Origin of the sequence: Sphingobium sp. (assembly GCF_035511395.1) — a bacterium.
GTDB lineage: Bacteria > Pseudomonadota > Alphaproteobacteria > Sphingomonadales > Sphingomonadaceae > Sphingobium.
On record NZ_DATKFP010000280.1, the window covers coordinates 94,219 to 115,078 of the forward strand.

General features: G+C 65.2%; 21 protein-coding genes. 11 read left to right on the top strand and 10 right to left on the bottom strand.

Going from position 1 to position 20,860, the window contains the following annotated elements; genetic code table 11:
- Nucleotides 1-2: 2 nt before the first annotated feature.
- Nucleotides 3-962, bottom strand: coding sequence for a 4-hydroxy-3-methylbut-2-enyl diphosphate reductase (gene ispH, locus VMR39_RS19700; RefSeq protein WP_325418229.1), 960 nt, complete (start codon nucleotides 960-962; stop codon nucleotides 3-5).
- Nucleotides 963-1,150: 188 nt separating this feature from the next.
- Between ispH and VMR39_RS19705 the strand changes: the two genes are divergently transcribed.
- From VMR39_RS19705 to nagZ, 4 genes are all read left to right on the top strand, one after another.
- Nucleotides 1,151-1,759, top strand: a complete 609-nt coding sequence (locus tag VMR39_RS19705; protein ID WP_325418319.1) for a hypothetical protein — start codon at nucleotides 1,151-1,153, stop codon at nucleotides 1,757-1,759.
- 119 nt (nucleotides 1,760-1,878) lie between these two features.
- Nucleotides 1,879-3,606, top strand: coding sequence for an arginine--tRNA ligase (gene argS / locus VMR39_RS19710; protein ID WP_325418231.1), 1,728 nt, complete (start codon nucleotides 1,879-1,881; stop codon nucleotides 3,604-3,606).
- 13 nt (nucleotides 3,607-3,619) lie between these two features.
- Nucleotides 3,620-4,336, top strand: a complete 717-nt coding sequence (locus VMR39_RS19715) for an SPOR domain-containing protein (RefSeq protein WP_325418233.1) — start codon at nucleotides 3,620-3,622, stop codon at nucleotides 4,334-4,336.
- Nucleotides 4,337-4,433: 97 nt separating this feature from the next.
- Nucleotides 4,434-5,447, top strand: a complete 1,014-nt coding sequence (nagZ, locus tag VMR39_RS19720; protein WP_325418235.1) for a beta-N-acetylhexosaminidase — start codon at nucleotides 4,434-4,436, stop codon at nucleotides 5,445-5,447.
- A 4-nt stretch (nucleotides 5,448-5,451) separates the two neighbouring features.
- Here the strand turns inward: nagZ and queA are convergent, their stop codons facing one another.
- The 5 genes from queA to VMR39_RS19745 all read right to left on the bottom strand — a co-directional run bounded on the left by queA (nucleotide 5,452) and on the right by VMR39_RS19745 (nucleotide 9,321).
- Nucleotides 5,452-6,486 carry a tRNA preQ1(34) S-adenosylmethionine ribosyltransferase-isomerase QueA gene (gene queA / locus VMR39_RS19725; RefSeq protein WP_325418237.1) on the bottom strand — a complete coding sequence of 345 codons (1,035 nt, stop codon included), beginning with the start codon at nucleotides 6,484-6,486 and terminating at the stop codon, nucleotides 5,452-5,454.
- Nucleotides 6,487-6,626: 140 nt separating this feature from the next.
- Nucleotides 6,627-7,400, bottom strand: coding sequence for a peptidylprolyl isomerase (locus VMR39_RS19730; RefSeq protein WP_325418239.1), 774 nt, complete (start codon nucleotides 7,398-7,400; stop codon nucleotides 6,627-6,629).
- Between the two features lie 232 nt (nucleotides 7,401-7,632).
- Entirely contained in the window at nucleotides 7,633-8,142 is a 510-nt protein-coding gene (gene coaD / locus VMR39_RS19735) for a pantetheine-phosphate adenylyltransferase (protein WP_325418241.1), read from the bottom strand.
- Nucleotides 8,143-8,146: 4 nt separating this feature from the next.
- Nucleotides 8,147-9,061: a polyprenyl synthetase family protein gene (locus VMR39_RS19740; protein WP_414712555.1), complete on the bottom strand. Its 915-nt coding sequence runs from the start codon at nucleotides 9,059-9,061 to the stop codon at nucleotides 8,147-8,149.
- 5 nt (nucleotides 9,062-9,066) lie between these two features.
- On the bottom strand, nucleotides 9,067-9,321 hold the full coding sequence (locus VMR39_RS19745) for an exodeoxyribonuclease VII small subunit (RefSeq protein ID WP_325418245.1): 255 nt from the start codon (nucleotides 9,319-9,321) through the stop codon (nucleotides 9,067-9,069).
- A 203-nt stretch (nucleotides 9,322-9,524) separates the two neighbouring features.
- Here VMR39_RS19745 and VMR39_RS19750 point away from each other — a divergent pair, with 203 nt between their 5' ends.
- The 6 genes from VMR39_RS19750 (at nucleotide 9,525) to VMR39_RS19775 (ending at nucleotide 15,060) form a co-directional block, all read left to right on the top strand.
- Nucleotides 9,525-9,908: a hypothetical protein gene (locus VMR39_RS19750; protein ID WP_325418247.1), complete on the top strand. Its 384-nt coding sequence runs from the start codon at nucleotides 9,525-9,527 to the stop codon at nucleotides 9,906-9,908.
- 171 nt (nucleotides 9,909-10,079) lie between these two features.
- Nucleotides 10,080-10,775, top strand: a complete 696-nt coding sequence (locus tag VMR39_RS19755) for a hypothetical protein (protein WP_325418249.1) — start codon at nucleotides 10,080-10,082, stop codon at nucleotides 10,773-10,775.
- Between the two features lie 280 nt (nucleotides 10,776-11,055).
- Nucleotides 11,056-11,658 carry a hypothetical protein gene (locus VMR39_RS19760; RefSeq protein ID WP_325418251.1) on the top strand — a complete coding sequence of 201 codons (603 nt, stop codon included), beginning with the start codon at nucleotides 11,056-11,058 and terminating at the stop codon, nucleotides 11,656-11,658.
- 151 nt (nucleotides 11,659-11,809) lie between these two features.
- Entirely contained in the window at nucleotides 11,810-13,069 is a 1,260-nt protein-coding gene (locus tag VMR39_RS19765) for a YceI family protein (protein WP_325418252.1), read from the top strand.
- Nucleotides 13,070-13,182: 113 nt separating this feature from the next.
- Nucleotides 13,183-13,560, top strand: coding sequence for a Rap1a/Tai family immunity protein (locus VMR39_RS19770; RefSeq protein WP_414712556.1), 378 nt, complete (start codon nucleotides 13,183-13,185; stop codon nucleotides 13,558-13,560).
- A gap of 129 nt (nucleotides 13,561-13,689) precedes the next feature.
- Complete coding sequence (locus tag VMR39_RS19775) at nucleotides 13,690-15,060, top strand: class II 3-deoxy-7-phosphoheptulonate synthase (RefSeq protein ID WP_325418254.1); 1,371 nt, start codon at nucleotides 13,690-13,692, stop codon at nucleotides 15,058-15,060.
- Between the two features lie 90 nt (nucleotides 15,061-15,150).
- Here the strand turns inward: VMR39_RS19775 and VMR39_RS19780 are convergent, their stop codons facing one another.
- Nucleotides 15,151-16,419 (bottom strand): PQQ-dependent sugar dehydrogenase, encoded by a 1,269-nt coding sequence (locus tag VMR39_RS19780; RefSeq protein ID WP_325418256.1) that lies wholly within the window; start codon nucleotides 16,417-16,419, stop codon nucleotides 15,151-15,153.
- 87 nt (nucleotides 16,420-16,506) lie between these two features.
- A complete protein-coding gene (locus VMR39_RS19785) occupies nucleotides 16,507-17,682 on the bottom strand; it encodes a vWA domain-containing protein (protein ID WP_325418258.1) in 1,176 nt (391 codons plus the stop codon).
- Nucleotides 17,683-17,841: 159 nt separating this feature from the next.
- Here VMR39_RS19785 and VMR39_RS19790 point away from each other — a divergent pair, with 159 nt between their 5' ends.
- A complete protein-coding gene (locus VMR39_RS19790) occupies nucleotides 17,842-19,206 on the top strand; it encodes a methyl-accepting chemotaxis protein (protein WP_325418260.1) in 1,365 nt (454 codons plus the stop codon).
- Here VMR39_RS19790 and VMR39_RS19795 read toward each other — a convergent pair.
- Both VMR39_RS19795 and VMR39_RS19800 read right to left on the bottom strand, forming a co-directional pair.
- On the bottom strand, nucleotides 19,091-20,035 hold the full coding sequence (locus VMR39_RS19795; RefSeq protein ID WP_325418262.1) for a DUF817 domain-containing protein: 945 nt from the start codon (nucleotides 20,033-20,035) through the stop codon (nucleotides 19,091-19,093). The genes VMR39_RS19790 and VMR39_RS19795 overlap by 116 nt on opposite strands.
- Entirely contained in the window at nucleotides 20,032-20,820 is a 789-nt protein-coding gene (locus VMR39_RS19800; protein ID WP_325418264.1) for a sterol desaturase family protein, read from the bottom strand. The genes VMR39_RS19795 and VMR39_RS19800 overlap by 4 nt, the downstream gene beginning before the upstream one ends.
- Nucleotides 20,821-20,860: the final 40 nt, after the last annotated feature.

The window sequence follows — 20,860 nt, forward strand, 5'->3', positions numbered from 1 at the left end:
GCTCAGGCGGTCTCCAGTCCGCGGGGCAGCTTGAAGGCGATATTCTCCTGCGCGGTTTCGACCTGCTGTTCGGAGAGGGCGAAGCGCTCGCCGATACGGTCGACAACCTCGCGCACCAGTATTTCAGGGGCGGAGGCTCCGGCGGTCAGGCCGAGCGTCTTCACATCCTTGAGCCAGTCGAAATCGATGTCGGCGGCGCGCTGGATCAGGCGCGCGGGAGTGCCTTCGCGCTCCGCGACCTCGACCAGCCGCAGCGAATTGGAGCTGTTGGGCGCGCCGATCACATAGACGGCGTCGCACTTGCCCGCGATCGCCTTGACCGCCGTCTGGCGGTTGGAGGTGGCGTAGCAGATATCCTCGCCCTTGGGCGCGTGGATCGCGGGGAAGCGGCGCAGCAAGGTCGCGACGATCGCGGCGGTGTCGTCCACCGACAGGGTCGTCTGGGTGAGGAAGGAGAGGTTGGTGGGATCCGCGGGCGCGAACGCTTCGGCATCCTCGACCGTCTCGATCAGGGTCATGGTATTGGCGGGCACCTGGCCGAAGGTGCCGATCACCTCCGGATGTCCCTTGTGCCCGATGAAGAGGATATGGCGGCCGGCCTCCACCTGGCGTTCGGCCTGGCGATGGACCTTGCTGACCAGCGGGCAGGTGGCGTCGAGATAGTCGAGGCCGCGCTCCTCCGCCTTGGCCGGCACCGCCTTGGGCACGCCATGGGCGGAAAAGACCACGGGCACGCCATCGGGCACCTGGTCCAGTTCCTCGACGAAGATCGCGCCCTTCGCCTTCAGGCTGTCGACCACATATTTGTTGTGGACGATTTCGTGGCGGACATAGACCGGCGCGCCATATTTCTCGATCGCCTTCTCGACGATGACGATCGCGCGGTCGACGCCGGCGCAGAAGCCGCGCGGCGCGGCGATCAGCAGGGTCATGGGCGGCATGGCAGCGGGCGCATCGGTCATGCCTGCCGCTTAGGCGAATGTTGCAAAGGAAGAAAGAGCCAAGAGGAAAGCCGCTTCCTTGGCGGTTGGAGGGGATGGGCGGTTGCGTGGCGGACGGGGGATGGATAAGGAAGCGCAAAGCTTCTGGCCCATTAGGCCGCGTGAAGGAATATCTGCCTGTGAAATTGTCTCATATCGCCCTGACTGGAATGATGGCCCTGGCTCTGGCGGGCTGTTCGCGCCGGGGTGAGATCGACGCGACCGGCGGCATCGTCGCGGTGCGTTCGGCCTGCCCGGTGGCGGCGATTCCGGCGCAGACCGGCGATATCACGCTGTTCAATCCGGCCAGCAGCACCGACGCGGCGGCGATCGACGTGGTGGCGAACATCACCGACCTGCGTTCGACCTGTGCGGACGGCGCGCAATTCTATACCGAGGCGACCTTCACCGTGAACGCCCGCCGCAGCGACGCCAGCGCGGCGCGCCAGGTGGTGCTGCCCTATTTCTCGGCAGTGGTGCGCGGCGGCAACGCCGTGATCGCCAAGCGGGTCGGGCAGGTGACGCTGAACTTCGCGGCGGGCGAATATCGCGCCAGCGCGCAGGCCAAGGCCGGTTCCTATGTGGACAAGGCCGCCGCCACGCTGCCTGCCGACATCCAGCAGAAGATCACGCAGAAGCGCAAGGCGGGCGACGCCGATGCCGCGATCGATCCCTTCGCCCAGCCCGACGTCAAGGCGGCGTTGCAGCGAACCAGTTTCGAGCTGCTCGTGGGTTTCAACCTGACCCAGGATCAGCTCCGATATAACGCTACGCGCTAAGAGCGAACTCAATACCGTTCGCCCTGAGCTTGTCGAAGGGCTGTTCTTCTTTTTAAGAAAGTGCAGGGCTTCGACAGGCTCAGCCCGAACGGGTCTATAGCTTTCTGAGGAACTGCCCCGTGTCCCTTTACACCCGTTTCACCGCCCATCTCGATGCCGTGCTTGACGCGCTGGAGGCCGAAGGCGTTCTGCCCGCCGGCCTCAACCGCAAGCCGGTGACGGTCGAGCCGCCGCGCGATGCGTCGCATGGCGACCTGGCCACCAACGCCGCCATGGTTCTGGCCAAGCCCGCCGGCACCAATCCGCGCGCGCTGGCCGAGGCGATCGTGACCAAGTTGCAGGCGCTGGACGAGGTCGAAGGCGCCTCCATCGCTGGTCCCGGCTTCATCAACCTGACGCTGACCGATCCGACATGGCGCGCCGAACTGGCGGCGATCCACGCCGACGCTGCCGATTATGGCCGGTCCGACGTGGGGCAGGGCGTGACCGTCAATGTCGAATATGTCTCGGCCAACCCGACCGGCCCCATGCATATGGGCCATTGCCGGGGTGCGGTAGTGGGCGACGCGCTCGCCACGCTGCTGGAATATGCCGGACACAAGGTGATCCGCGAATATTATATCAACGACGCGGGCGGTCAGGTCGACGTGCTCGCTCGCTCGGCGCATGTCCGGTATCGCGAGGCGCTGGGCGAAGATGTCGGCGCGATCCCCGAAGGCCTTTATCCGGGCGACTATCTGGTGCCGGCCGGGCAGGCGCTGGCCGCAGACCATGGCGACAGGTTCGTCGGTGCGCCCGAAGCGGACTGGCTGGTGACGTTCCGCACCTTTGCGGTCGCAAAGATGATGGACATGATCCGCAGCGACCTCGCGCTGCTGGGCATCCATCACGACATCTTCTCGTCCGAGGCGGAGTTGCAGGCGGCGGGCAAGCCGGAGCAGGCCGAAGCCTGGCTGCGCGCGCACGACCTGGTCTATGACGGCGTGCTGGAAGCCCCCAAGGGCGAGCTGCCCGACGATTGGGAGCCGGTGGAACTGCCGCTGTTCCGCTCGACGAAGTTCGGCGACGATCAGGATCGGCCGATCAAGAAGTCGAACGGCAGCTGGACCTATTTCGGCGCCGACATGGCCTATCACTACCAGAAGGCACAGAGCGCCGACCAGCTGATCGACATCTGGGGCGCGGACCATGCCGGCACGGTGAAGCGCATCCAGGCCGCCGTTGCCGCGCTGACCGAGGGCAAGGCGCGGTTCGACGTCAAGCTCATACAGATGGTCCGCCTGCTGCGCGACGGCGAGCCGGTGAAGATGTCCAAGCGCGCGGGCAATTTCGTGACTTTGGCTGATGTGGTGAAGGAAGTGGGCAAGGATGTCGTCCGCTTCACCATGCTGACGCGCAAGGCCGACGCCCAGATGGACTTCGATTTTGCGAAGGTGGTGGAGGCGTCGAAGGACAATCCGGTCTTCTACGTCCAATATGCCCATGCGCGGATTTCCTCGCTCGGCCGCCGCGCGCAGGAAGCGGGGATCGACCTGCCCGCGCCCGATCTGTCCCTTCTTGGGACGGCGGAACTGGCCATGGTCAAGCTGGCCGCGCAATTCCCGCGTGTCGTAGAGGGATCGGCGCAGGCGCGGGAACCGCACCGGATCGCCTTCTATCTCAACGACTTGGCCTCGGCGTTCCATGGCTGGTGGAATATGGGCAATGACGATCCGCGCGCGCGCGTCATTCTGGCGGATGATCCGGCGATTACGGCTACGCGCCTTTTCCTCGCGCAGGGAATCGGGCAGATTATCCGCAACGGCCTGGCCCTGATGGGTGTCGCGGCCCTGACGGAAATGCAGTGAGGCGCTGAAAAACATGGGCGATTATGCGCGCGGACGACTCGATCTGGACGATGAGGATCGGCTGCCCTGGCTGGAGCCGGCGATCGACGAGGAAGAGGAACGGCTGTCTCCGCTGCGCCTGCTGGGGCTGATCCTGGTCGGGCTGGCGCTGATCGGTCTAGTCGTGGCCGGTGTCTGGTGGGTGCAGAACCGCAATGGCGGCGGGGCCGGCGAGGGCCGGCTGATCGCGGCGCCGACGGGCGACTACAAGATCCCGGCGCATGAGGCCGACGCCAAGAAGTTCGACGGTGAGGGCGATGCCAGCTATGCCGCGAGCGAGGGTGTGGCGCGCGACGGCCGGATCGATCCGAGCCGCGTGCCCGAAGCCCCCATCACCGGCACCGCGCCGGCGCCCGGCAATGCCAAGCCGTCCGTCGCGCCCCGCGCCGCGCAGAGCGTGTCGGCGCGCGTGGCCGATGAAACGGCGGCCAAGCCTGCCGCCGCGCCCAAGGCCGCGGCCGCGAGCGGCACGATCCAGCTGGGTGCCTATGGCAGCGCGGCGGTGGCCAAGGATGGCTGGAGCCGCCTGTCCAAGCGCTTCCCCTATCTCGCCCCGCTCGCCACGACGATCGAAGAGGCGCAGGTCGGCGGCGGCACCGTCTATCGCCTGCGCGCGAGCGCGGGCGGGCAGGCGAGCACCATCTGCGGCAAGCTCAAGGTCGCCGGCGAAAGCTGCATGGTCGTCAACTGATCGGGTGAACAAAAAAGGGGTGGCGCCTACCGCCGGTTATGGCCGCCCCGCCATTTGCGCTTCGACAGGGTGTGCAGGCGGCGCTAGGATCGCCGCCATGAAGCCTGTCATCTTCGGCCTTGCCGGCAAAACCTTGAGCCCCGACGAACGCGCCTTCTTTGCTGAGGCCGAGCCTGCGGGCTATATCCTGTTCAAGCGCAACATCGCCGACCGGGCGCAACTGCGCGCGCTGACTGACGATCTGCGGTCCATCCACGGACGCGACGACCTGCTGATCATGATCGATCAGGAAGGGGGACGCGTGACCCGGATGCAAAGCCCGGTCTGGCCGAGCTTTCCCCCCGGTGCGATCTTCGACCGGCTCTATGATGTCGCGCCGTCGAGCGCGATCGCGGCGGCGCGCGCCAATGCGCGGGCGATCGCACTGACGCTGGCGGAAGTCGGCATCACCGTCGACGCGCTGCCGCTGCTCGATGTGCGGCAGGAGGGGGCGAGTAACATCATGGGCGACCGGACGCTGGGCGCAGAACCGATGCGCGTCGCGGCGCTGGGCCGCGCGGTGCTGGAGGGGCTGGCCGAAGGCGGCGTGGTCGGCATCGTCAAGCATATCCCAGGCCATGGCCGCGCGCTGGTCGACAGCCATCAGGAACTGCCGGTGGTCGACGCGAACCTCAATGCGCTGGAGACGGACATCGCGCCCTTCCGCACGTTGCGCGACGCGCCGATCGGGATGACGGCGCATGTCGTCTATACCGAATGGGACGCCGAGCGCCCGGCCACCCTGTCGCCCACCGTGATCGGCGAGATCATTCGCGATCGCATCGGTTTCAACGGACTGCTGATGTCGGACGACCTCGACATGAAGGCGCTGAAGGGCAGCATCCCGGACCTGGCCGCCGGCGTGGTCGCGGCCGGGTGCGACCTGGCGCTCAACTGCTTCGGCAAGATGGACGACATGGTCGGTATCGCGGAGAAGCTGCCGGAGATCGGCGACCTGTCCAAGGCGCGGCTGGATCGGGCCATGGCGAGCGTGACGCGCGGCGGCGACCAGCCGGCGCTGGAGGCATTGCTCGCCACGCGGGACCGGTTGCTGGAGCCGGTGGCGGCCTGATTGCCTACCGTTCAGGCAGCAGCAGGCTGGAATCACCGTAGGAATAGAAACGATAGCCGGTCGCGATTGCGTGGGCGTAGGCCGCCTGCATCCGGTCGCGGCCCATTAGCGCGCTAACCAGCATGAACAGGGTCGATTTGGGCAGGTGGAAATTGGTCATCAGCCCGTCGACCACCCTGAAGCGATAGCCCGGCGTGATGAAGATGCGCGTCTCGTCCGCGAAGGGGCGGAGCAGGCCGTCCTCGCCCGCCGCGCTTTCCAGCAGGCGCAATGACGTCGTACCGACCGCGATCAGCCGGCCGCCCGCCGCCCGTGCGGCATTGAGGCGATCGGCGGTCGCGGCTTCGATCCGGCCCCATTCGGCGTGCATCCGATGGTCGTCCGTGTCGTCCGCCTTGACGGGCAGGAAGGTGCCGGCGCCGACATGCAGGGTCAGCGTCTCGGTCATCACGCCCGCCTCGGCGATGGCCGCCATCAGCTCCGGTGTGAAATGCAGCGCGGCGGTCGGTGCGGCAACGGCGCCATCCTCGCGCGCGAACATGGTCTGATAGTCGCTGCGGTCGCGCTCGTCGGTCGCGCGCTTGCTGGCGATATAGGGGGGGAGGGGCATCCGCCCGGCTCGCTCCAGCAGCAGTTCCACCGGCTCGTCGCCTTCGAAGTCCAGCGTCACGCCGCCATCCTCGTCGCGGCCGCTGGCGATCGCGGTGACGCCCGCGCCGAAGTCGATCCGGTCGCCCGCGCGCACCCGCTTGGCATTGCGCAGGAAGGCCTGCCATTGGCGAAGCCCCTGCCGCTTGTGCAGGGTCGCGCCGATCCGGGCCTCGCCCCGCATCCCTTCCAACTGGGCGGGGATGACCTTCGTATCGTTGAAGACAAGCACGTCGCCGGCGCGCAGCAGGGAAGGCAGGTCGCGCACGATGCGGTCCTGCATCGCGTCTTCGCCCGGCACCAGCAGCAGGCGCGCGCTGTCGCGCGGGGAGGCGGGGCGGAGCGCGATATTCTCCGGCGGCAGGTCGAAATCGAACAGGTCAACGCGCATGGCGAGATCATGCCTTGGTCAAGCAGCCGGTCGTGTCGGGCGAAGCGAGGCGCGGATACAACCAGCTTCTCGACTTCGCCCGAAGCGAACGGAAAAGGAGAGCGCCGAAAATGTCGCGCGCTCGAACCGGGCGCGCCGGCTTATTTCTTCTTCGGCGCGGCCTTGGCGGTCGCCTTCTTCGGCGTGGCCGGCGTGTCGATGATCGAGAGCGGCGGCGCGGGCGGCGGCGGGGGAGCGGCCGTCACCGGCGGCTTGCCGTCGCTTTCGATCGACGCCTGAAGGATCACGGTCGGGTCGGCCGGCGGCTCGCCCTCATGAATCGCATCGACATATTGCATGCCCTCGATCACGCGGCCGAGCACGGTATATTTCTTGTCGAGCTGCATGCGCGGCAGAAGGACGATGAAGAACTGGCTGTTGGCGCTGTCCTCGCTCTGGGCGCGGGCCATCGACAGCGTGCCGCGCAGGTGCGGCATCGGGTTGAACTCGGCCTTGAGGTCGGGAAGCTGCGAACCGCCGGTGCCGTCGCCCTTGGGATCGCCGCCCTGCGCCATGAAGCCGGGGATGACGCGGTGGAACTTCAGACCGTTGTAGAAGCCCTGGCGCGTCAGTTCCTTGATCCGCTCGACATGGTTCGGCGCGATATCGGGGCGCAGCTGGATGCGCACGCGACCGCCGCTCGACAGGTCCAGATCCCAGATATTCTGTGGATCGGCCGGCACGGTCGCGGGCGGCAGCTTCAGCGTCGGGTCGGTACCGAGCGACTTGGCATTTTCCTGCGCACGCACGGCGGCTTCCGCCTTCTTCATCTCCTCGGCATTGCCGCCGCCACCGCCGCCCTGGGCGAAGGCCACGCCGGACGCGGTGAGGGCGAGGCCGATCGCCACGGTCTTTAGCGCGCTAGTGAAACGCATGAATGAGGCTTTCCTTAAACAAACTGGCCCGATTGGTCGCATGGCCCTGATAACGCGCTGATCGCGATTGGCAACTGAACGCAGGCTGAAATGGAAGGGGCTTCTTTGCAAAATGCGCGGAAGAACGAATTTTGGAGCGGCACCGGCCCGCACCCCCACCCGGCCACCCACGGCAGTATCCTGTTGGGCGGACGGGTGGGGGTGCGGGCCGGTGCGGTTCTCCAACAAAGAATCAGTTTCCTTTGCGCCCCAACTCATCGACCCGCGCAACCACTTCGTCACGCACTGTGGGGCTGACGAACTTGTGGATCGGCCCGCCATAGAGCGCGATTTCCTTGACCAGTCGCGACGCGATCGGCTGGAGCGAGACGTCCGCCATCAGGAAGACGGTTTCGACCCGGCCGTTGATCTGCTGGTTCATGCCCGCCATCTGATATTCATATTCGAAGTCGGCGACGGCGCGCAGGCCGCGGATTATCACGCTGGCGCCCTGCGATTCGGCAAAGTCCATCAGCAGCGAATTGAAGCCGGTGACGACGATTTCCGTGTCGATCCCCGCACATTCGCGGCGTACCATCTCCAGCCGCTCCTCATCGGAGAACATGGGCGACTTGGCGATGTTTGTAGTGACGCCGATCACCAGCTTGTCGACCAGCTTCGCGCCGCGCCGGATGATGTCCATATGCCCCAGGGTGATGGGGTCGAAGGTGCCGGGATAGACGCCGATGCGCTGCTTCGTCATGATCCTAGCGGTCCCTTTCCACGATATAATCGGCAATGGCGCGCAGCAGGTCCGCTTCCGCGCCATGGTTGTGAAGATGCGCCTTGGCCTGGGCCACCAGCATATGCGCCCGTTCGCGCGCCGGTTCGACACCCAGCAGCGAGACGAAGGTTTCCTTGCCCGCCGCCGCATCCTTGCCCAGTGCCTTGCCGGCGAGGTTCGCGTCTCCCTCCACGTCGAGGAGGTCGTCGGCGATCTGGAAGGCGAGGCCGATGTCGCGGGCGTAGCCGTGCAGCCGGTTGCGCGCTTCATGCGGCAGGCGCGCCATGATCGCGGCGGCCTCCACGCAGAAGGCGATCAAGGCGCCGGTCTTGAGATTTTGGAGCCGCGTCACGGTGGCGAGGTCGAAGCGCGCCTTTTCCGCCTCCAGATCCATCATCTGCCCACCCGCCATGCCGGCGGGGCCGCTGGCGAGCGCCAGCGCCTTCACCAGTTCGATACGCGCGAAGGGGTCGGGATGGGTTTCCTCGTCCGCCAGCAGCTCGAACGCCAGGTCGTGCAGACAGTCGCCCGCCAGGATCGCCGTCGCCTCGTCAAATGCCTTGTGTACCGTCGGCTTGCCGCGGCGCATGTCGTCATCGTCCATCGCCGGCAGGTCGTCATGGATCAGCGAATAAACGTGGATGCATTCGATCGCGAGGCCGACGCGCAGCGCCGAATCGCGGGAGATGTTGAACAGGTCGCTCGCCGCCTGCACCAACAGGGGGCGCAGCCGCTTGCCGCCGCCGATCGCGGCATGGCGCATCGCTTCATAGAGGCGGTGGCGCGGATCGTCGGGCACCGCCAGCAGCCGGTCGAAGGCGGCGTCGATTTCAGCCGCGACGCTGGCCGCGCGCAGTTTCACCAGGGCGGTTGCGGAGGTGTTTCCTCCCCCGGTCACAGCGGTCAATCCGCGCCGAAAGACTGGGCGCCGGTCACTGCGCCATTGGCGTCGACCGTCAGCTTCGCGATCCGCGCTTCGGCGGCCTGGAGCCGGTCGGCGCAGCGTTTGCGCAGTTCCTCGCCCTGGGCATAGAGCGAAATCGATTCGTCGAGCGGCACGTCGCCGCTTTCCAGGCGACGCACAATCTGTTCGAGCGCGCGCAGCGCATCTTCGAACGAAAGGGTCGAAAGATCGGGGGTGGGGGTATCCTCAGCCATGTTCCTGCATTGGCCGTGCCTAAGCGTCGGGTCAAGCCCGCAGCGCTTTTGGCGGGTCTTTGGGATAGGCTCCACAGGCGCAATAGGCCATTTGCCCGGCCGCCTGTCATGAAAGCGTCATGACGTCATATCAGGGGGCATGGCGGGAAAGCCGTCATTTTGCGTTGACGCACCATGTCGCACATGCACATACAAGGATCGCTATGAAACTTTATCTCCCCCTTATCGCCGTCGCCAGCGTCGCGCTGCTGTCGGCTTGCAACAAGAGTGACGAACCCGAAGTCGTGGGCGGCCCTGCCGACCCGATGGCGGCTCAGCTTGCCAACGCCGCGCCGGTCGAACTGCCGCCGTCGGTCAAGGCCAACAAGCAGTATCGCTGCAAGGACAACAGCCTGCTGTTCGTCGACTTCATGAGCGACGACAAGACGGCGTTGCTGCGCACCGAAAAGAACGGCACCGCGACGTCGCTGAAGGCGGCCGAGGCCGGCCAGCCCTTCACCGCCGAGGGCGGCTATGAAGTCAAGGGTTCGGGCGACGACGTGACCATCACCGTGCCCGGCAAGGGCGCGCAGGCCTGCCACGTCTGATCTGACCTTTTCCTCTGGTTCAAACGGGGCCGGACCTTCCCTAGGGTCCGGCCCTTTTTCTTGTCTGGCTGGACGGGATTTCCGTTTGCGGCGGGAAGGGGAGAGTGGATCATCCCTGACGTCGTCAGCCCGGCGGATACCGGGGTCCGGAGTGGCCACAGGTAACCGTGGATGCTGACTTTCGTCAGCATGACGGAATGGGTGGATTTCAGTCAGTCAGCTTTTGGGGGAGATAGCCGCGACAACGGACGATGCGCGGAAAAGTCGTTCGGCAATAATCGCCCCGTAGCGGACATGCTCCGCTGTCCGCTAGGAATGGCCATTGTCAGCGCGTTCATGCTTAGCCTGAAGCGGCAGGTTGCTTGGAAAGGATACGACATGGTTCGGGATGTCGACTATGCTGCTGTCGGGCGGTTCATAACTACGATCGCGTCGGCGGAGAGCGTCACTGCAAAGTTATGGTGGCACCAATCGTTTTTGGCTGGAGTCATGGTAACCTCGGAGAAGGTCCAACGCACGCCGATGGCCGAGAAGCTCTCGAAGGTAAGAGATTTAGTTGAGCGTGATGGTTCCCGTTTAGATCAACAATTGATCGGTCTTGAGAGTGGCTTCTCCCGCGTCTGTGAGGCACGGCACACTCTTGTTCACGGCTTTATAAGGGAGGCCGGATTGCATCCATCGGCGATCAATCTACGGAACGACCACCAAGTCTGGATGAGAGACCTGTCGCAACTCCTGCCATGGGCAGACTATCTCTGTAAGCTTGCCATCCAAGCCTACACCGATGCGACGCGCGGTATCTACGTACCTGAGCAAGATATGCCGCCGCTTGGGCCAGTTATCGCTAGCCCTGAGAGTGGCAGCTAACCACCAGACTTCGTCATTCAGCCTTTTACGTGCCTCTTGAATAAATGGCCGGTTTCAAGGATCAGGATTATCTGACGGAATGACCAAAACTGGTCGTTCCAGACCTATACCTCTGTTCGCCCTGTCTGAACGAGGCGCTTGCCTCGTTCAGACAGGGCGAACGGATTGGGGGACGGCTGCAATTGGCGGCCCGCTGCCTGCCAGCTTGTCCAGCGCGAAGAATGGCTTAGAGAGGGAAACGCCGTTTTTGCTGTCCGGCCTGTCGCTGGAGGAGGTCGCCATGTCTATCCGTAATCGCGCATCGCATGAGGCGATCCCGTCCTCGCCAATCAGAGGCTGGCTGGCCACGCTGCTGGCAATGGCCGGTGTGATAAGCGCGCCGACCCTGTCTCTGGCCGCTGCCCCTCCGGTCGAGGGCAGCATTTCGGTCGAGGCGAGGGTCGCCGATGGCGGGCAGGATGCCGCTTCCGACATTTTCCGCGACGCCGCAGCCGGCGCTCTGTCGTCCAGGGGCTTCACGCTATTGGATGGGGCCGGTCACGCTGCCTACCGGATGGAATTGATCATTCGCGTGTCCGAGGTCGGGACCGGCAGCGCGCGGGTGGCGCCGACCAGTCCCGACGTCATGACCGGCGGCGTTGCCGGTGCTGTCGGATCGGTGCTCAAAGTTCCTGTTCCTTCGCGCAAGTCCCGTCTCGTTGCGCTCGAACGAACGCAACTCGACATGATATTGCGCAAGCGCGGCGAGGAAGAGGTGGTCTGGCGCGGCACGGCCGTAACGGTCCGCCCCGCCGAAACGCAGGCGAAGGTCGCGTCGGACCTGTGCAACGCGTTGCTGCGTGCCTATCCATCCCAGTCGGACGAGACGATCGGCGTGCCCTGACGCCCACATGTGCGGTGGGGACGTTGGCATTTGGCGGGCCTTAAACGGCCCCAGGTCGCAACCCATCGTTTCCGCGGCGGGCGATGGACTTGGATTGCCATGCGACATAATTTCGCGGCCAATCAATCAGGGTCTTTTTTCGGGGTAATCCATGCCGCAGCGCTACAGCCTGATCGCCATCATCCTGCACTGGGCGATCGCCGCCCTGCTCGCCTTCCAGATTGCCGTCGGCTGGGCGCTGGAGGATCTGGGTGCGCGTGGTTTCTCGCTCTACCAGTTGCACAAGTCGGTCGGGATGACGATCCTCGCGCTGACGCTCGTCCGCATCGCGGTCCGCTATTGGAAGCCGCGTCCGGCCAAGCTGGAAGGCGGATGGCAGGGGGCGCTCGCGTCGGGCGTGCATGTCGGCCTCTACGCCTTCATGCTCGGCGCGCCGCTGACCGGCTGGGCGCTGGTGTCGACGGCAAAGGTCAAGGTGCCGACCCTGCTCTTCGGCATCCTGCCGCTGCCGCATCTGCCCCTGCCGGCCGCGAGCCACGCCCTTGCCGAGAATGGCCATGGCCTGCTGGCATGGATCGGCATCGCGCTCTTCCTGCTTCATGTCGCAGGCGCGCTGCGCCATCATTTCCTGATGGGCGACGGCCTCATCTGGCGCATGGTGCCGGGTCGATCGGCTGTGCTGCTGGTGGCGCTGCCGGCGCTGATCCTGGGCGGTTTCGTTGCCGGCCGCGCGATCCTGCCGGCTCCGCAAGCCAAGCCCGCGCCTGCTCCGATGGTGCAGGAGGCCGACAACGAAGTCGAGGCGGCCAATGTCGCGCAAGCAGAAGCCGTCAACGCTGCCGCGCCTGCCGAAAATGCCGCCGCCAACATTATGCAGGCCGCCACCGAGCAACCGGTCGGGCCGCCGCCCGCCTGGACGGTGCAGCCTGGCGGCCATATCGGCTTTTCGGTCGGCAATGACGGCGAGGCGATCAAGGGCAGCTTCGCCAAATGGACCGCCGCCATCGTCATGGACCCCGACCATCCCGACAGCGCGGACATCAGGGTAACGATCGACATGGCCTCGGCCAGCGTGGGCGACGCCTATAAGGACGGGATGCTGCCGGGTGACGAATTTTTCGGCGTGGCGGCGCACCCCACCGCAACCTTCGTCGCCAAGGGCGCGGAGGCGACCGGGCCCAACCGCTACCGCGCCAGCGGCACGTTGACGCTCAAGGGCGTGTCGAAGCCGCAGGCCATCCGTTTCACGCTTTCGGGCAAGAATGGGACCGCCAAGGACGCCACCCGCAAGGTGTCGGGCAGCGCCACCATCGCCCGCCAGAGTTTCGGCGTCGGCAATGGCGACAGCAGCACCGGCCTGACGCCGCAGGTGGCCCTGACCTTCGACTTCACCGCCAAACGGAAGGAGTAATCCCGCCGCGCACTGGCCGCGCGGGGAAGGGGAAGCTATGGCATCGAAACGGACAGGTGATATTCAGCATCGCCTTGTTACGGGCGGGCAACAACATCAGCATCAGGATGATCATGATACGCGCGCTTCCGATCGCGATGGCGGCAGCCAGCCTCGCCGCCTCGCCCTCTCTTGCGGCTCCGGCGACCCCGCCTGCCGGAACGGGCGCGTTCATGTTCGAATCGGGTACCAGCCTGCTCGCCAAATGCCGCAACAAGGCGCCCGAATATCGCCTGGCCTGCACCGCTTATATCGTCGGCGTGATCGACGGCATCCGCAAGGACGCCTTTATCGGCCGCGGTCGCCCGGTCTGCTGGCCGGACCTCATGAGCGCGGACGAGGCGCGTAAAATCGTCGTCGCCTATCTCGAACGCTGGCCCGACCAGCGCAAGGCGCCGGCGTCCGTCCTCGTCAGCGTGGCGCTCAACGACCGCCATCCCTGCCAGAAATAGAATGAGCCGATCAGGCTGATCGGGACAAATCATTGCGCAGGGCGGTGGTGAAACCGCTATAAACTTGCCTTGCCGCCCTTGGCAGCGTAGGTGCGGCGCCTATTTTATCTTGAGTGAAGGAGACTCGACGTGGCGGCGAAGTGGACGCCGGAAAGCTGGCGGGAGCATAAGGGCATTCAGATGCCCTTTTATCGGGACCAGGAGGCGCTTGCCTCGGTAGAGGCCCAGCTTGGCCAGTTTCCGCCGCTCGTCTTTGCGGGCGAGGCACGGAACCTGAAGGCAGACCTGGCGAAGGTCGTGACCGGCGACGCCTTTCTCTTGCAGGGCGGCGACTGCGCCGAGAGCTTCGCGGAATTCCATCCGAACAATATCCGCGACACGTTCCGCGTGCTGCTCCAGATGGCGGTGGTTCTCACCTTCGCGTCGAAACTGCCGGTGGTGAAGGTCGGCCGCATGGCAGGCCAGTTCGCCAAGCCCCGTTCGGCCGATACCGAGACGATCGGCGGCGTGGAACTGCCGAGCTATCGCGGCGACAATGTGAACGACATCGCCTTCACGCCGGAAGCGCGCGAGCCGGATCCGGAGCGGATGGTGCGCGCCTATAACCAGTCGGCGGCGACGCTCAATCTGGTGCGCGCCTTCTCGACCGGCGGCTATGCCAGCCTGGAGCGGGTGCATGGCTGGATGCTCGATTTCATGGGCCGCAGCCCCTGGGCCGCTAAGTTCGAGGCGATGGCCGACCAGATCGGCCAGGCGCTCGACTTCATGCGCGCCTGCGGTCTGGACGCGGAAACCGTGCCGCAACTGGGTGGGACGAGCTTCTACACCAGCCATGAAGCGCTGCTGCTGCCGTTCGAACAGGCGCTGACGCGTCAGGATTCGCTGACCGGCGACTGGTATGACACGTCGGCGCACATGCTGTGGATCGGCGACCGCACCCGTTTCGAGGGGTCGGCCCATGTCGAATATCTGCGCGGCATCGGCAATCCGATCGGCCTGAAATGCGGGCCGTCGCTGGAGCCGGACGCGCTGCTGCGCCTGCTCGACACGCTGAACCCGAAGCGGGAAGCCGGACGCATCACGCTCATCACCCGTTACGGTCACGACAAGATCGAGGCCGGCCTGCCCAAGCTGGTGCGTGCGGTGATGCGCGAAGGCCATCCGGTCATCTGGTCCTGCGACCCGATGCACGGCAATGTCATCAAGGCGGCCAACGGCTACAAGACCCGCCCCTTCGACCGCATCCTGGCCGAAGTGCGCGGCTTCTTCGCCGTCCATCGCGCCGAAGGCAGCTTCGGCGGCGGCATCCATGCCGAAATGACCGGACAGAACGTCACGGAATGCACCGGCGGCGCCATCGCCATCACTGACGAAGGCCTGGCCGATCGCTACCACACCCATTGCGACCCGCGTCTGAACGCGGCGCAGAGCCTGGAGCTGGCTTTCCTGTTGGCCGAAATGCTCAACGAGGAGCTGAAGGAACGCCGCGCCGCGGCCTGACCTTGGTGACGACAGGGGCGCCTGTTGCAAGGCGCCCCTGATCCCATTCAGCGCTTTACCGTCTGCACGTCGGTTCGCGCATCGCCGCGATCAGGGGGCGAAGATGGGGGAAAGCTTCAGAAGCCGTCCGCTCGGCTGGTCTTCCAATACCCAAAGGGCGCCGTCCGGCCCTTGCGCGACCGCGCGGATACGGGCGGCCATGTCGATCCGCTGCATTTCCGTCGCGCTGGCGCCATTGGTCCGCATCCGGACCAGCCCCTTGGACTGGAGGCCGGTAACGATTGCGTCACCGCGCCAATCCTCGAACAAGGTGCCGCTGTAGAAGATCATGTCGGACGGCGCGATGACCGGTGTCCACTGGAAGACCGACGCGGCATAGCCGTCTCCTGCGGCGGGGCGGGTGATGGGCGATCCGTCATAATTGTCGCCATAGGAAACGGCGGGCCAGCCATAGTTGCTGCCGGCATCGATGCGGTTGAATTCGTCGCCGCCCTTCGGCCCCATTTCATTTTCCCACAGCACGCCCTTGCTGTCGAAGGCAAGGCCGTAGGGATTGCGATGGCCGATCGACCAGATTTCGGGGAGCGCGTCAGCCTGGGCGCGATAGGGGTTGTCGGACGGGACGGCGCCATCGGGATAGATGCGGATGATCTTGCCCAACGTGTTGTCGAGCGCGAACAGCAACGTCTTGTCGAGTTCCTGCCGATCGCCGGCGGCCAGGAACAGATAGCGGCCGTCGGGGGAAAAGGCGATCCGCCCGCCCGGTTCGCCCGAGCCGATATTCGCGACGATCTTGGGCGCCTGACGCCAGATCACGCTGGCATTGTCGAGATGCGCGCCGCTGCCGGTAAAGCGCAGCGTGCCGCGCACCAGCGCCAGCCCGGCCGGGTCGACTCCCGCTTCGCCGGCGTTGCGGCCGACGCGAGGCGCATCGGGATCGCGCTCCATGACACTGATATAGACAAGATTGTTGCTGGCGTAGGCCGGGTCGAGTTTGACGTCGAGCAGGCCGATATTGGCCGGTATGCCCTCGATCGGATTGGACACGACACCGGCCGCGCTGACCAGGCGCAGGCTGCCTGTTTCGGTCGGGTTGGCGACCTTCCCGGCGGATGCCGGGCGTTCGGTAACCAGCATCCGGCCATCGGGCAGGAAGGTCAACGACCAGGGCGCGGCGAAAGTCGCGACCGGAGTGGAGGTGACGCCGGTGATGGCCCGCGGGGTCGAAGGCGGCGTGGGCGTTGGCGTGGGAGTCGGTGTCGGCGTGGTGGTCGTGCCGCCACCCGATCCGCCGCCGCATCCAGCGAGCGAAAGGCAGGCCGCGCCCAGCAGCAAGGTGACAGGTGTCGATAATTTCATGATTTTTCCCCCACAAATGCTCGCTAGGGGAGGCACCGGGGGCAAGGCAAGCAGAATGTCGCCTGCGGCGTCGGGCGGCGTGGAGGGCTATCGCTTGCGCGTCAGTTCGCGCATTGCCGCGTCTATTCCCTCGATCGTCAGCGGGTACATGCGGTCGTTCATCAACTCGCGGATGATGCGGGTCGACTGGCTATAGCCCCAATGGGCCTCCGTCGCGGGGTTGAGCCAGACGGCGGCGGGGTAGGTGTGGGTGACGCGCTGAAGCCAGGCCGCGCCGGCTTCCTCGTTCATATGTTCGACCGATCCGCCCGGATGGCTGATCTCATAAGGGCTCATCGCCGCGTCGCCGACGAAGATCACCTTATAGTCATGGCCATATTTGTGAAGGATGTCCCAGGTCGGAGTGCGCTCCGAAAACCGGCGGCGATTGTCCTTCCATACGCCTTCGTAAAGGCAGTTATGGAAGTAGAAGAATTCCATATTCTTGAATTCGCTCGTCGCGGCGGAGAAGAGTTCCTCGCAGAGCGTGATGAACGGGTCCATCGATCCGCCCACGTCGAGGAACAGCAGCAGCTTGACCGCATTGTGCCGTTCGGGGCGCATGCGGATGTCGAGCCAGCCCTGCCGTGCGGTGCCGCGGATGGTTTCGTCGAGGTCCAGCTCGTCGGCCGCGCCTTCCCGTGCGAAGCGGCGCAGGCGGCGCAGCGCGACCTTGATGTTGCGGGTGCCGAGTTGCTTCGCATTGTCGAGATTGGCGAATTCGCGCTTTTCCCACACCTTGATCGCGCGCTTGTGGCGGCTTGTCCCACCGATCCGCACGCCTTCCGGATTATAGCCGCCATGGCCGAAGGGGGAGGTGCCGCCGGTGCCGATCCACTTGCTGCCGCCCTGATGCCGCTCCTTCTGCTCCTCCAGCCGCTTCTTCAGCGTCTCCATGATTTCGTCCCAGTCACCTAGCGACTTGATCTTCTCCATATCCTCCGGGCTGAGATATTTTTCGGCGACGAGGCGCAACCATTCTTCGGGTATCTCGGCCTCGACCCCGTCCTGGCCCAGCACGCCCTTGAAGACCCTGGCGAAGACCTGATCGAAACGGTCGAGCAGCCCTTCATCCTTCACATAAGTCGCGCGGGCCAGATAATAGAAATCCTCCGGCCGCCGGGCGATCACGTCGCGGTCGAGTGCTTCCAGGAGCAGCAGATGCTCCTTGATGCTGGCGTTGATGCCGGCGGCGCGAAGCGCGTCGAGGAAGTTGAGCAGCATGGCATTCCTTGTCGGGCAGGCGAGAGCGGGATGCAAGCGGCAGGATGTGGGCGTCGGCGCGGACGGGGATTGTCCGAATATTAAGTGTTGCGCCGCATGGTTAATCCGTCATCATCCTGAAACAAATAGAGCGACGGGGCGCACTTGGAAAACAGGGACTTGTTGGCCGACCTGGGGGAAAGGTCGGGCGACATCGCATTGCAGTGCAGCGAAACGGCTGGATTTCTGGGCGAGGTCAATCGCCGCATCCAGGGCGATGCCGTGCGCCTGGCCGACTTGCAGGCGAATATGGGCAGGCTGGGGGAGAGCCAAAGCGAGAGTGTCGCTGCGGCACGCGAATTGAGCCTGACCGCGCGCCGCGCCGGGCAGATCGTCGCCGACGGGCATGAAGTGATCGGCCTGTCGCTGGGGGAGGTGGCGGGGCTGGTCGAGCATGTCACGGGGCTGGAAGGGCATCTGCGCCAGTTTCTGTCGGTGATCGAGGCGGTCGGTTCCATTTCCGAGGATCTGGGCGCGATTGCGCGGCAGACGCGGCTTTTGGGCATCAATGCCGCGATCGAGGCGACGCGCGGCGGGGAGCGGGCGCAGGGCTTTGCCGTGGTGGCGGAGGAAATCCGGCGGCTGGCGGGGCAGGCGGGGGAATCCGCCGCGACGGTCGGCGACAAGCTGGGCCAGCTGGACCGCGACGCGCGGCGGCTGATCGGCGGGGTGGAGGCCAATATCGTCCGTGGGCGCGAGGCCGGCATCCATATCGACCAGCTGCGCATGAGCATGGCGGAGATCGCGTCGCTGGTGACGCAGTTCGGCGAGCGATCGGAAACGATCGTCGCCTGCACTGACGCCGCCGACCATGACGTGGCGGCGCTGCGCCATGGGCTGAGTGATTTCAGCCGCTCGTCGGGTGAGAGCGCGGCACGGGTCGATGTCGCGCGCCAGCAGCTGGACGGGCTGGAAGGGATGGCGAACGCCATGCTCAACACCACGGCGCACGGACCGCAGACGACGCGCAACAGTCGCTATATCGCGCTGGCCGAAGAGGGGGCTGAGGAGGTGCGCGCGCTGATCGAGGGGGCGTTGCGGAGCGGGCAACTGAACGTCGAAACCTTGTTCGACGCGGATTACCGGCGGATCGACGGGTCGGAGCCGGCGCAATATTGGAATGGCTTCACAGCCTTCGCCGACAGGGTGCTGCGGCCCGCGCTCGACCGGCATACGGCGCAGGACAAGGCGGTGATCGGCTGCTGCCTGATCGACATGAACGGCTATCTTCCCACCCATATCAGCGCGCGCAGCCAGCCACAGCGGTCGGATGCGCGGGACTGGAATATGGAACATGCGCGCAACCGGCAGATATTCATGGACAGCCAGACCCGCCGGGCGCTGGACGGCGCGGGGGACTTCTTCCTCTTCACCTATCGGCAGGATCTGGGCGAAGGCCGCTATCGGGCGTTGCGCAGCGTGTTCGTGCCTCTGGTGTTCGCGGGGCGGCGCTGGGGGCTGTATGAGGTCGGCTATCTGATCTGATGCCGTGGATCAGCGACACGAGCACAAAGGAAATGATCATCAGCAGATACCAGCTGCCCAGCTTGGCGAGGCCCACCATCTGCCAGCCATGACGCTGGTCGGGATAGGTCCAGGCATTGGCGAAGGTGCCGATATTCTCGGCGAACCAGATGAACAGCGCGACGAGGAAGAAGCCCACGAGCAGCGGCATCCGGCGCGGCGCGCGCCAGGGCGTATAGACGATCCATGTCCGCCCGAACAACAGGATCGCCGCCACGAACAGCGCTATGCGGATGTCGGGCAGCCAGTGGTGGGCGAAGAAATTGACATAGATGGCGACCGCCAGCAGCACCGTGGTCCAGGCCGATGGGTAATGGGTGAAGCGGAAGCCGAAAATGCGCCAGATGCGCGCGATATAGCTTCCGACTGCCGCATACATGAAGCCGGAGAAAAGCGGGACGGGGCCGACATGGAGCAGGCTGGCTTCGGGGTAGATCCATGACCCGGCATGGGTCTTGAACAACTCCATGATCGTGCCGATCAGGTGGAAGGCGAAGATGACCTTCGCCTCGCCCCAGCTTTCGAGGCGGAAGGCGAGCATCGCGGCCTGGATGGCGAGCGCGGCGAGCGTCAGGAAATCATAGCGATGGAACGGCGCATCGGCCGGATAGAAGAGATGTGTCGCCAACAGCAGGCCCAGCATCAGCCCGCCGAACAGGCAGGCCCAGCCCTGCTTGAAGCCGAAGAGGAGAAATTCGAACGCCCATGCCTGCGGGCCGGGGGCGATGCGGATCGCTTCCAACCGGGCGCGGATGCGCGCGAAGCGGGTCGCCCCGGTACGGGTGGTCATGGGCGCGGGGTCGTCCAGTCGCGCCGGAAGGGGAGGATGACGGCTTCCCAGATGGAGGATACTTCGCTGCGGCCCTCGACGCCGGTGGGCGGAAATTCGCCGCGTTTTGGGTGATGATAGGTGCCGAAGAGCACATCCCAGACTGGCAGGAAGGCGGAAAAATTGCGGTCATGATGTTCCACCAGCCGGCTGTGGTGGATGCGGTGCAATTGCGGCCCGGCGATGATCGGACTGGCCCAGCCGAGTTGCAGGCGCAGGTTGGAATGGACGAAGGCGCCCCAGACGGTGATGGCCAGTGCGACAAGGCCGGTCTGCGCCGGCAGATTGAACAGCAGGGCCATGGGCAGGAAGATGGCCAAGGTGCGGCCGATCTCCTCCAGCCAGTGGACCCGCATATTGGCGGAAACGCCCAGCGTTTCGTCCATATGGTGGAGGCAATGGATACGCCAGAGCCAGCTTATGCTGTGCTGCGCGCGGTGCCACCAATAATAGAAGAAGTCCCAGATCAGGATAGCAAGCAGACAGCCGGCGATCAGAGCCAGCATTCCCGTGGAGTAGACGATGGGAAACAGGTCCAGAAAGCCGCCATTGCCGGCCGATCGGGCCTTGGTCACGGCCGCCTTGATCGCGAAACCGAACAGCGTGGGCACGCCAAGGTAGAGCAGCATCAGCCGCAGGTTCAGCCACCAGCCGCGCGCCGATTTGAGCGGCCCTGCGGGCGCCAGCCGTTCGAGCAGGCCGAACAGGATGAGCGGCAGGATCAGCGGCGCGAGCGCAACCGTCACAAAGGCCAGTCCATCCGAAAGGGTCGCTAGGTTCGGCACG

What these genes read in the sequence shown, in the direction of transcription:
- ispH (WP_325418229.1), bottom strand. Translation starts at nt 962, where the DNA reads ATGACCGATGCGCCCGCTGCCATGCCGCCCATGACCCTGCTGATCGCC.
- VMR39_RS19705 (WP_325418319.1), top strand. Translation starts at nt 1,151, where the DNA reads ATGATGGCCCTGGCTCTGGCGGGCTGTTCGCGCCGGGGTGAGATCGAC.
- VMR39_RS19715 (WP_325418233.1), top strand. Translation starts at nt 3,620, where the DNA reads ATGGGCGATTATGCGCGCGGACGACTCGATCTGGACGATGAGGATCGG.
- nagZ (WP_325418235.1), top strand. Translation starts at nt 4,434, where the DNA reads ATGAAGCCTGTCATCTTCGGCCTTGCCGGCAAAACCTTGAGCCCCGAC.
- queA (WP_325418237.1), bottom strand. Translation starts at nt 6,486, where the DNA reads ATGCGCGTTGACCTGTTCGATTTCGACCTGCCGCCGGAGAATATCGCG.
- VMR39_RS19730 (WP_325418239.1), bottom strand. Translation starts at nt 7,400, where the DNA reads ATGCGTTTCACTAGCGCGCTAAAGACCGTGGCGATCGGCCTCGCCCTC.
- coaD (WP_325418241.1), bottom strand. Translation starts at nt 8,142, where the DNA reads ATGACGAAGCAGCGCATCGGCGTCTATCCCGGCACCTTCGACCCCATC.
- VMR39_RS19745 (WP_325418245.1), bottom strand. Translation starts at nt 9,321, where the DNA reads ATGGCTGAGGATACCCCCACCCCCGATCTTTCGACCCTTTCGTTCGAA.
- VMR39_RS19750 (WP_325418247.1), top strand. Translation starts at nt 9,525, where the DNA reads ATGAAACTTTATCTCCCCCTTATCGCCGTCGCCAGCGTCGCGCTGCTG.
- VMR39_RS19755 (WP_325418249.1), top strand. Translation starts at nt 10,080, where the DNA reads ATGCTGACTTTCGTCAGCATGACGGAATGGGTGGATTTCAGTCAGTCA.
- VMR39_RS19760 (WP_325418251.1), top strand. Translation starts at nt 11,056, where the DNA reads ATGTCTATCCGTAATCGCGCATCGCATGAGGCGATCCCGTCCTCGCCA.
- VMR39_RS19765 (WP_325418252.1), top strand. Translation starts at nt 11,810, where the DNA reads ATGCCGCAGCGCTACAGCCTGATCGCCATCATCCTGCACTGGGCGATC.
- VMR39_RS19770 (WP_414712556.1), top strand. Translation starts at nt 13,183, where the DNA reads ATGATACGCGCGCTTCCGATCGCGATGGCGGCAGCCAGCCTCGCCGCC.
- VMR39_RS19780 (WP_325418256.1), bottom strand. Translation starts at nt 16,419, where the DNA reads ATGAAATTATCGACACCTGTCACCTTGCTGCTGGGCGCGGCCTGCCTT.
- VMR39_RS19785 (WP_325418258.1), bottom strand. Translation starts at nt 17,682, where the DNA reads ATGCTGCTCAACTTCCTCGACGCGCTTCGCGCCGCCGGCATCAACGCC.
- VMR39_RS19795 (WP_325418262.1), bottom strand. Translation starts at nt 20,035, where the DNA reads ATGACCACCCGTACCGGGGCGACCCGCTTCGCGCGCATCCGCGCCCGG.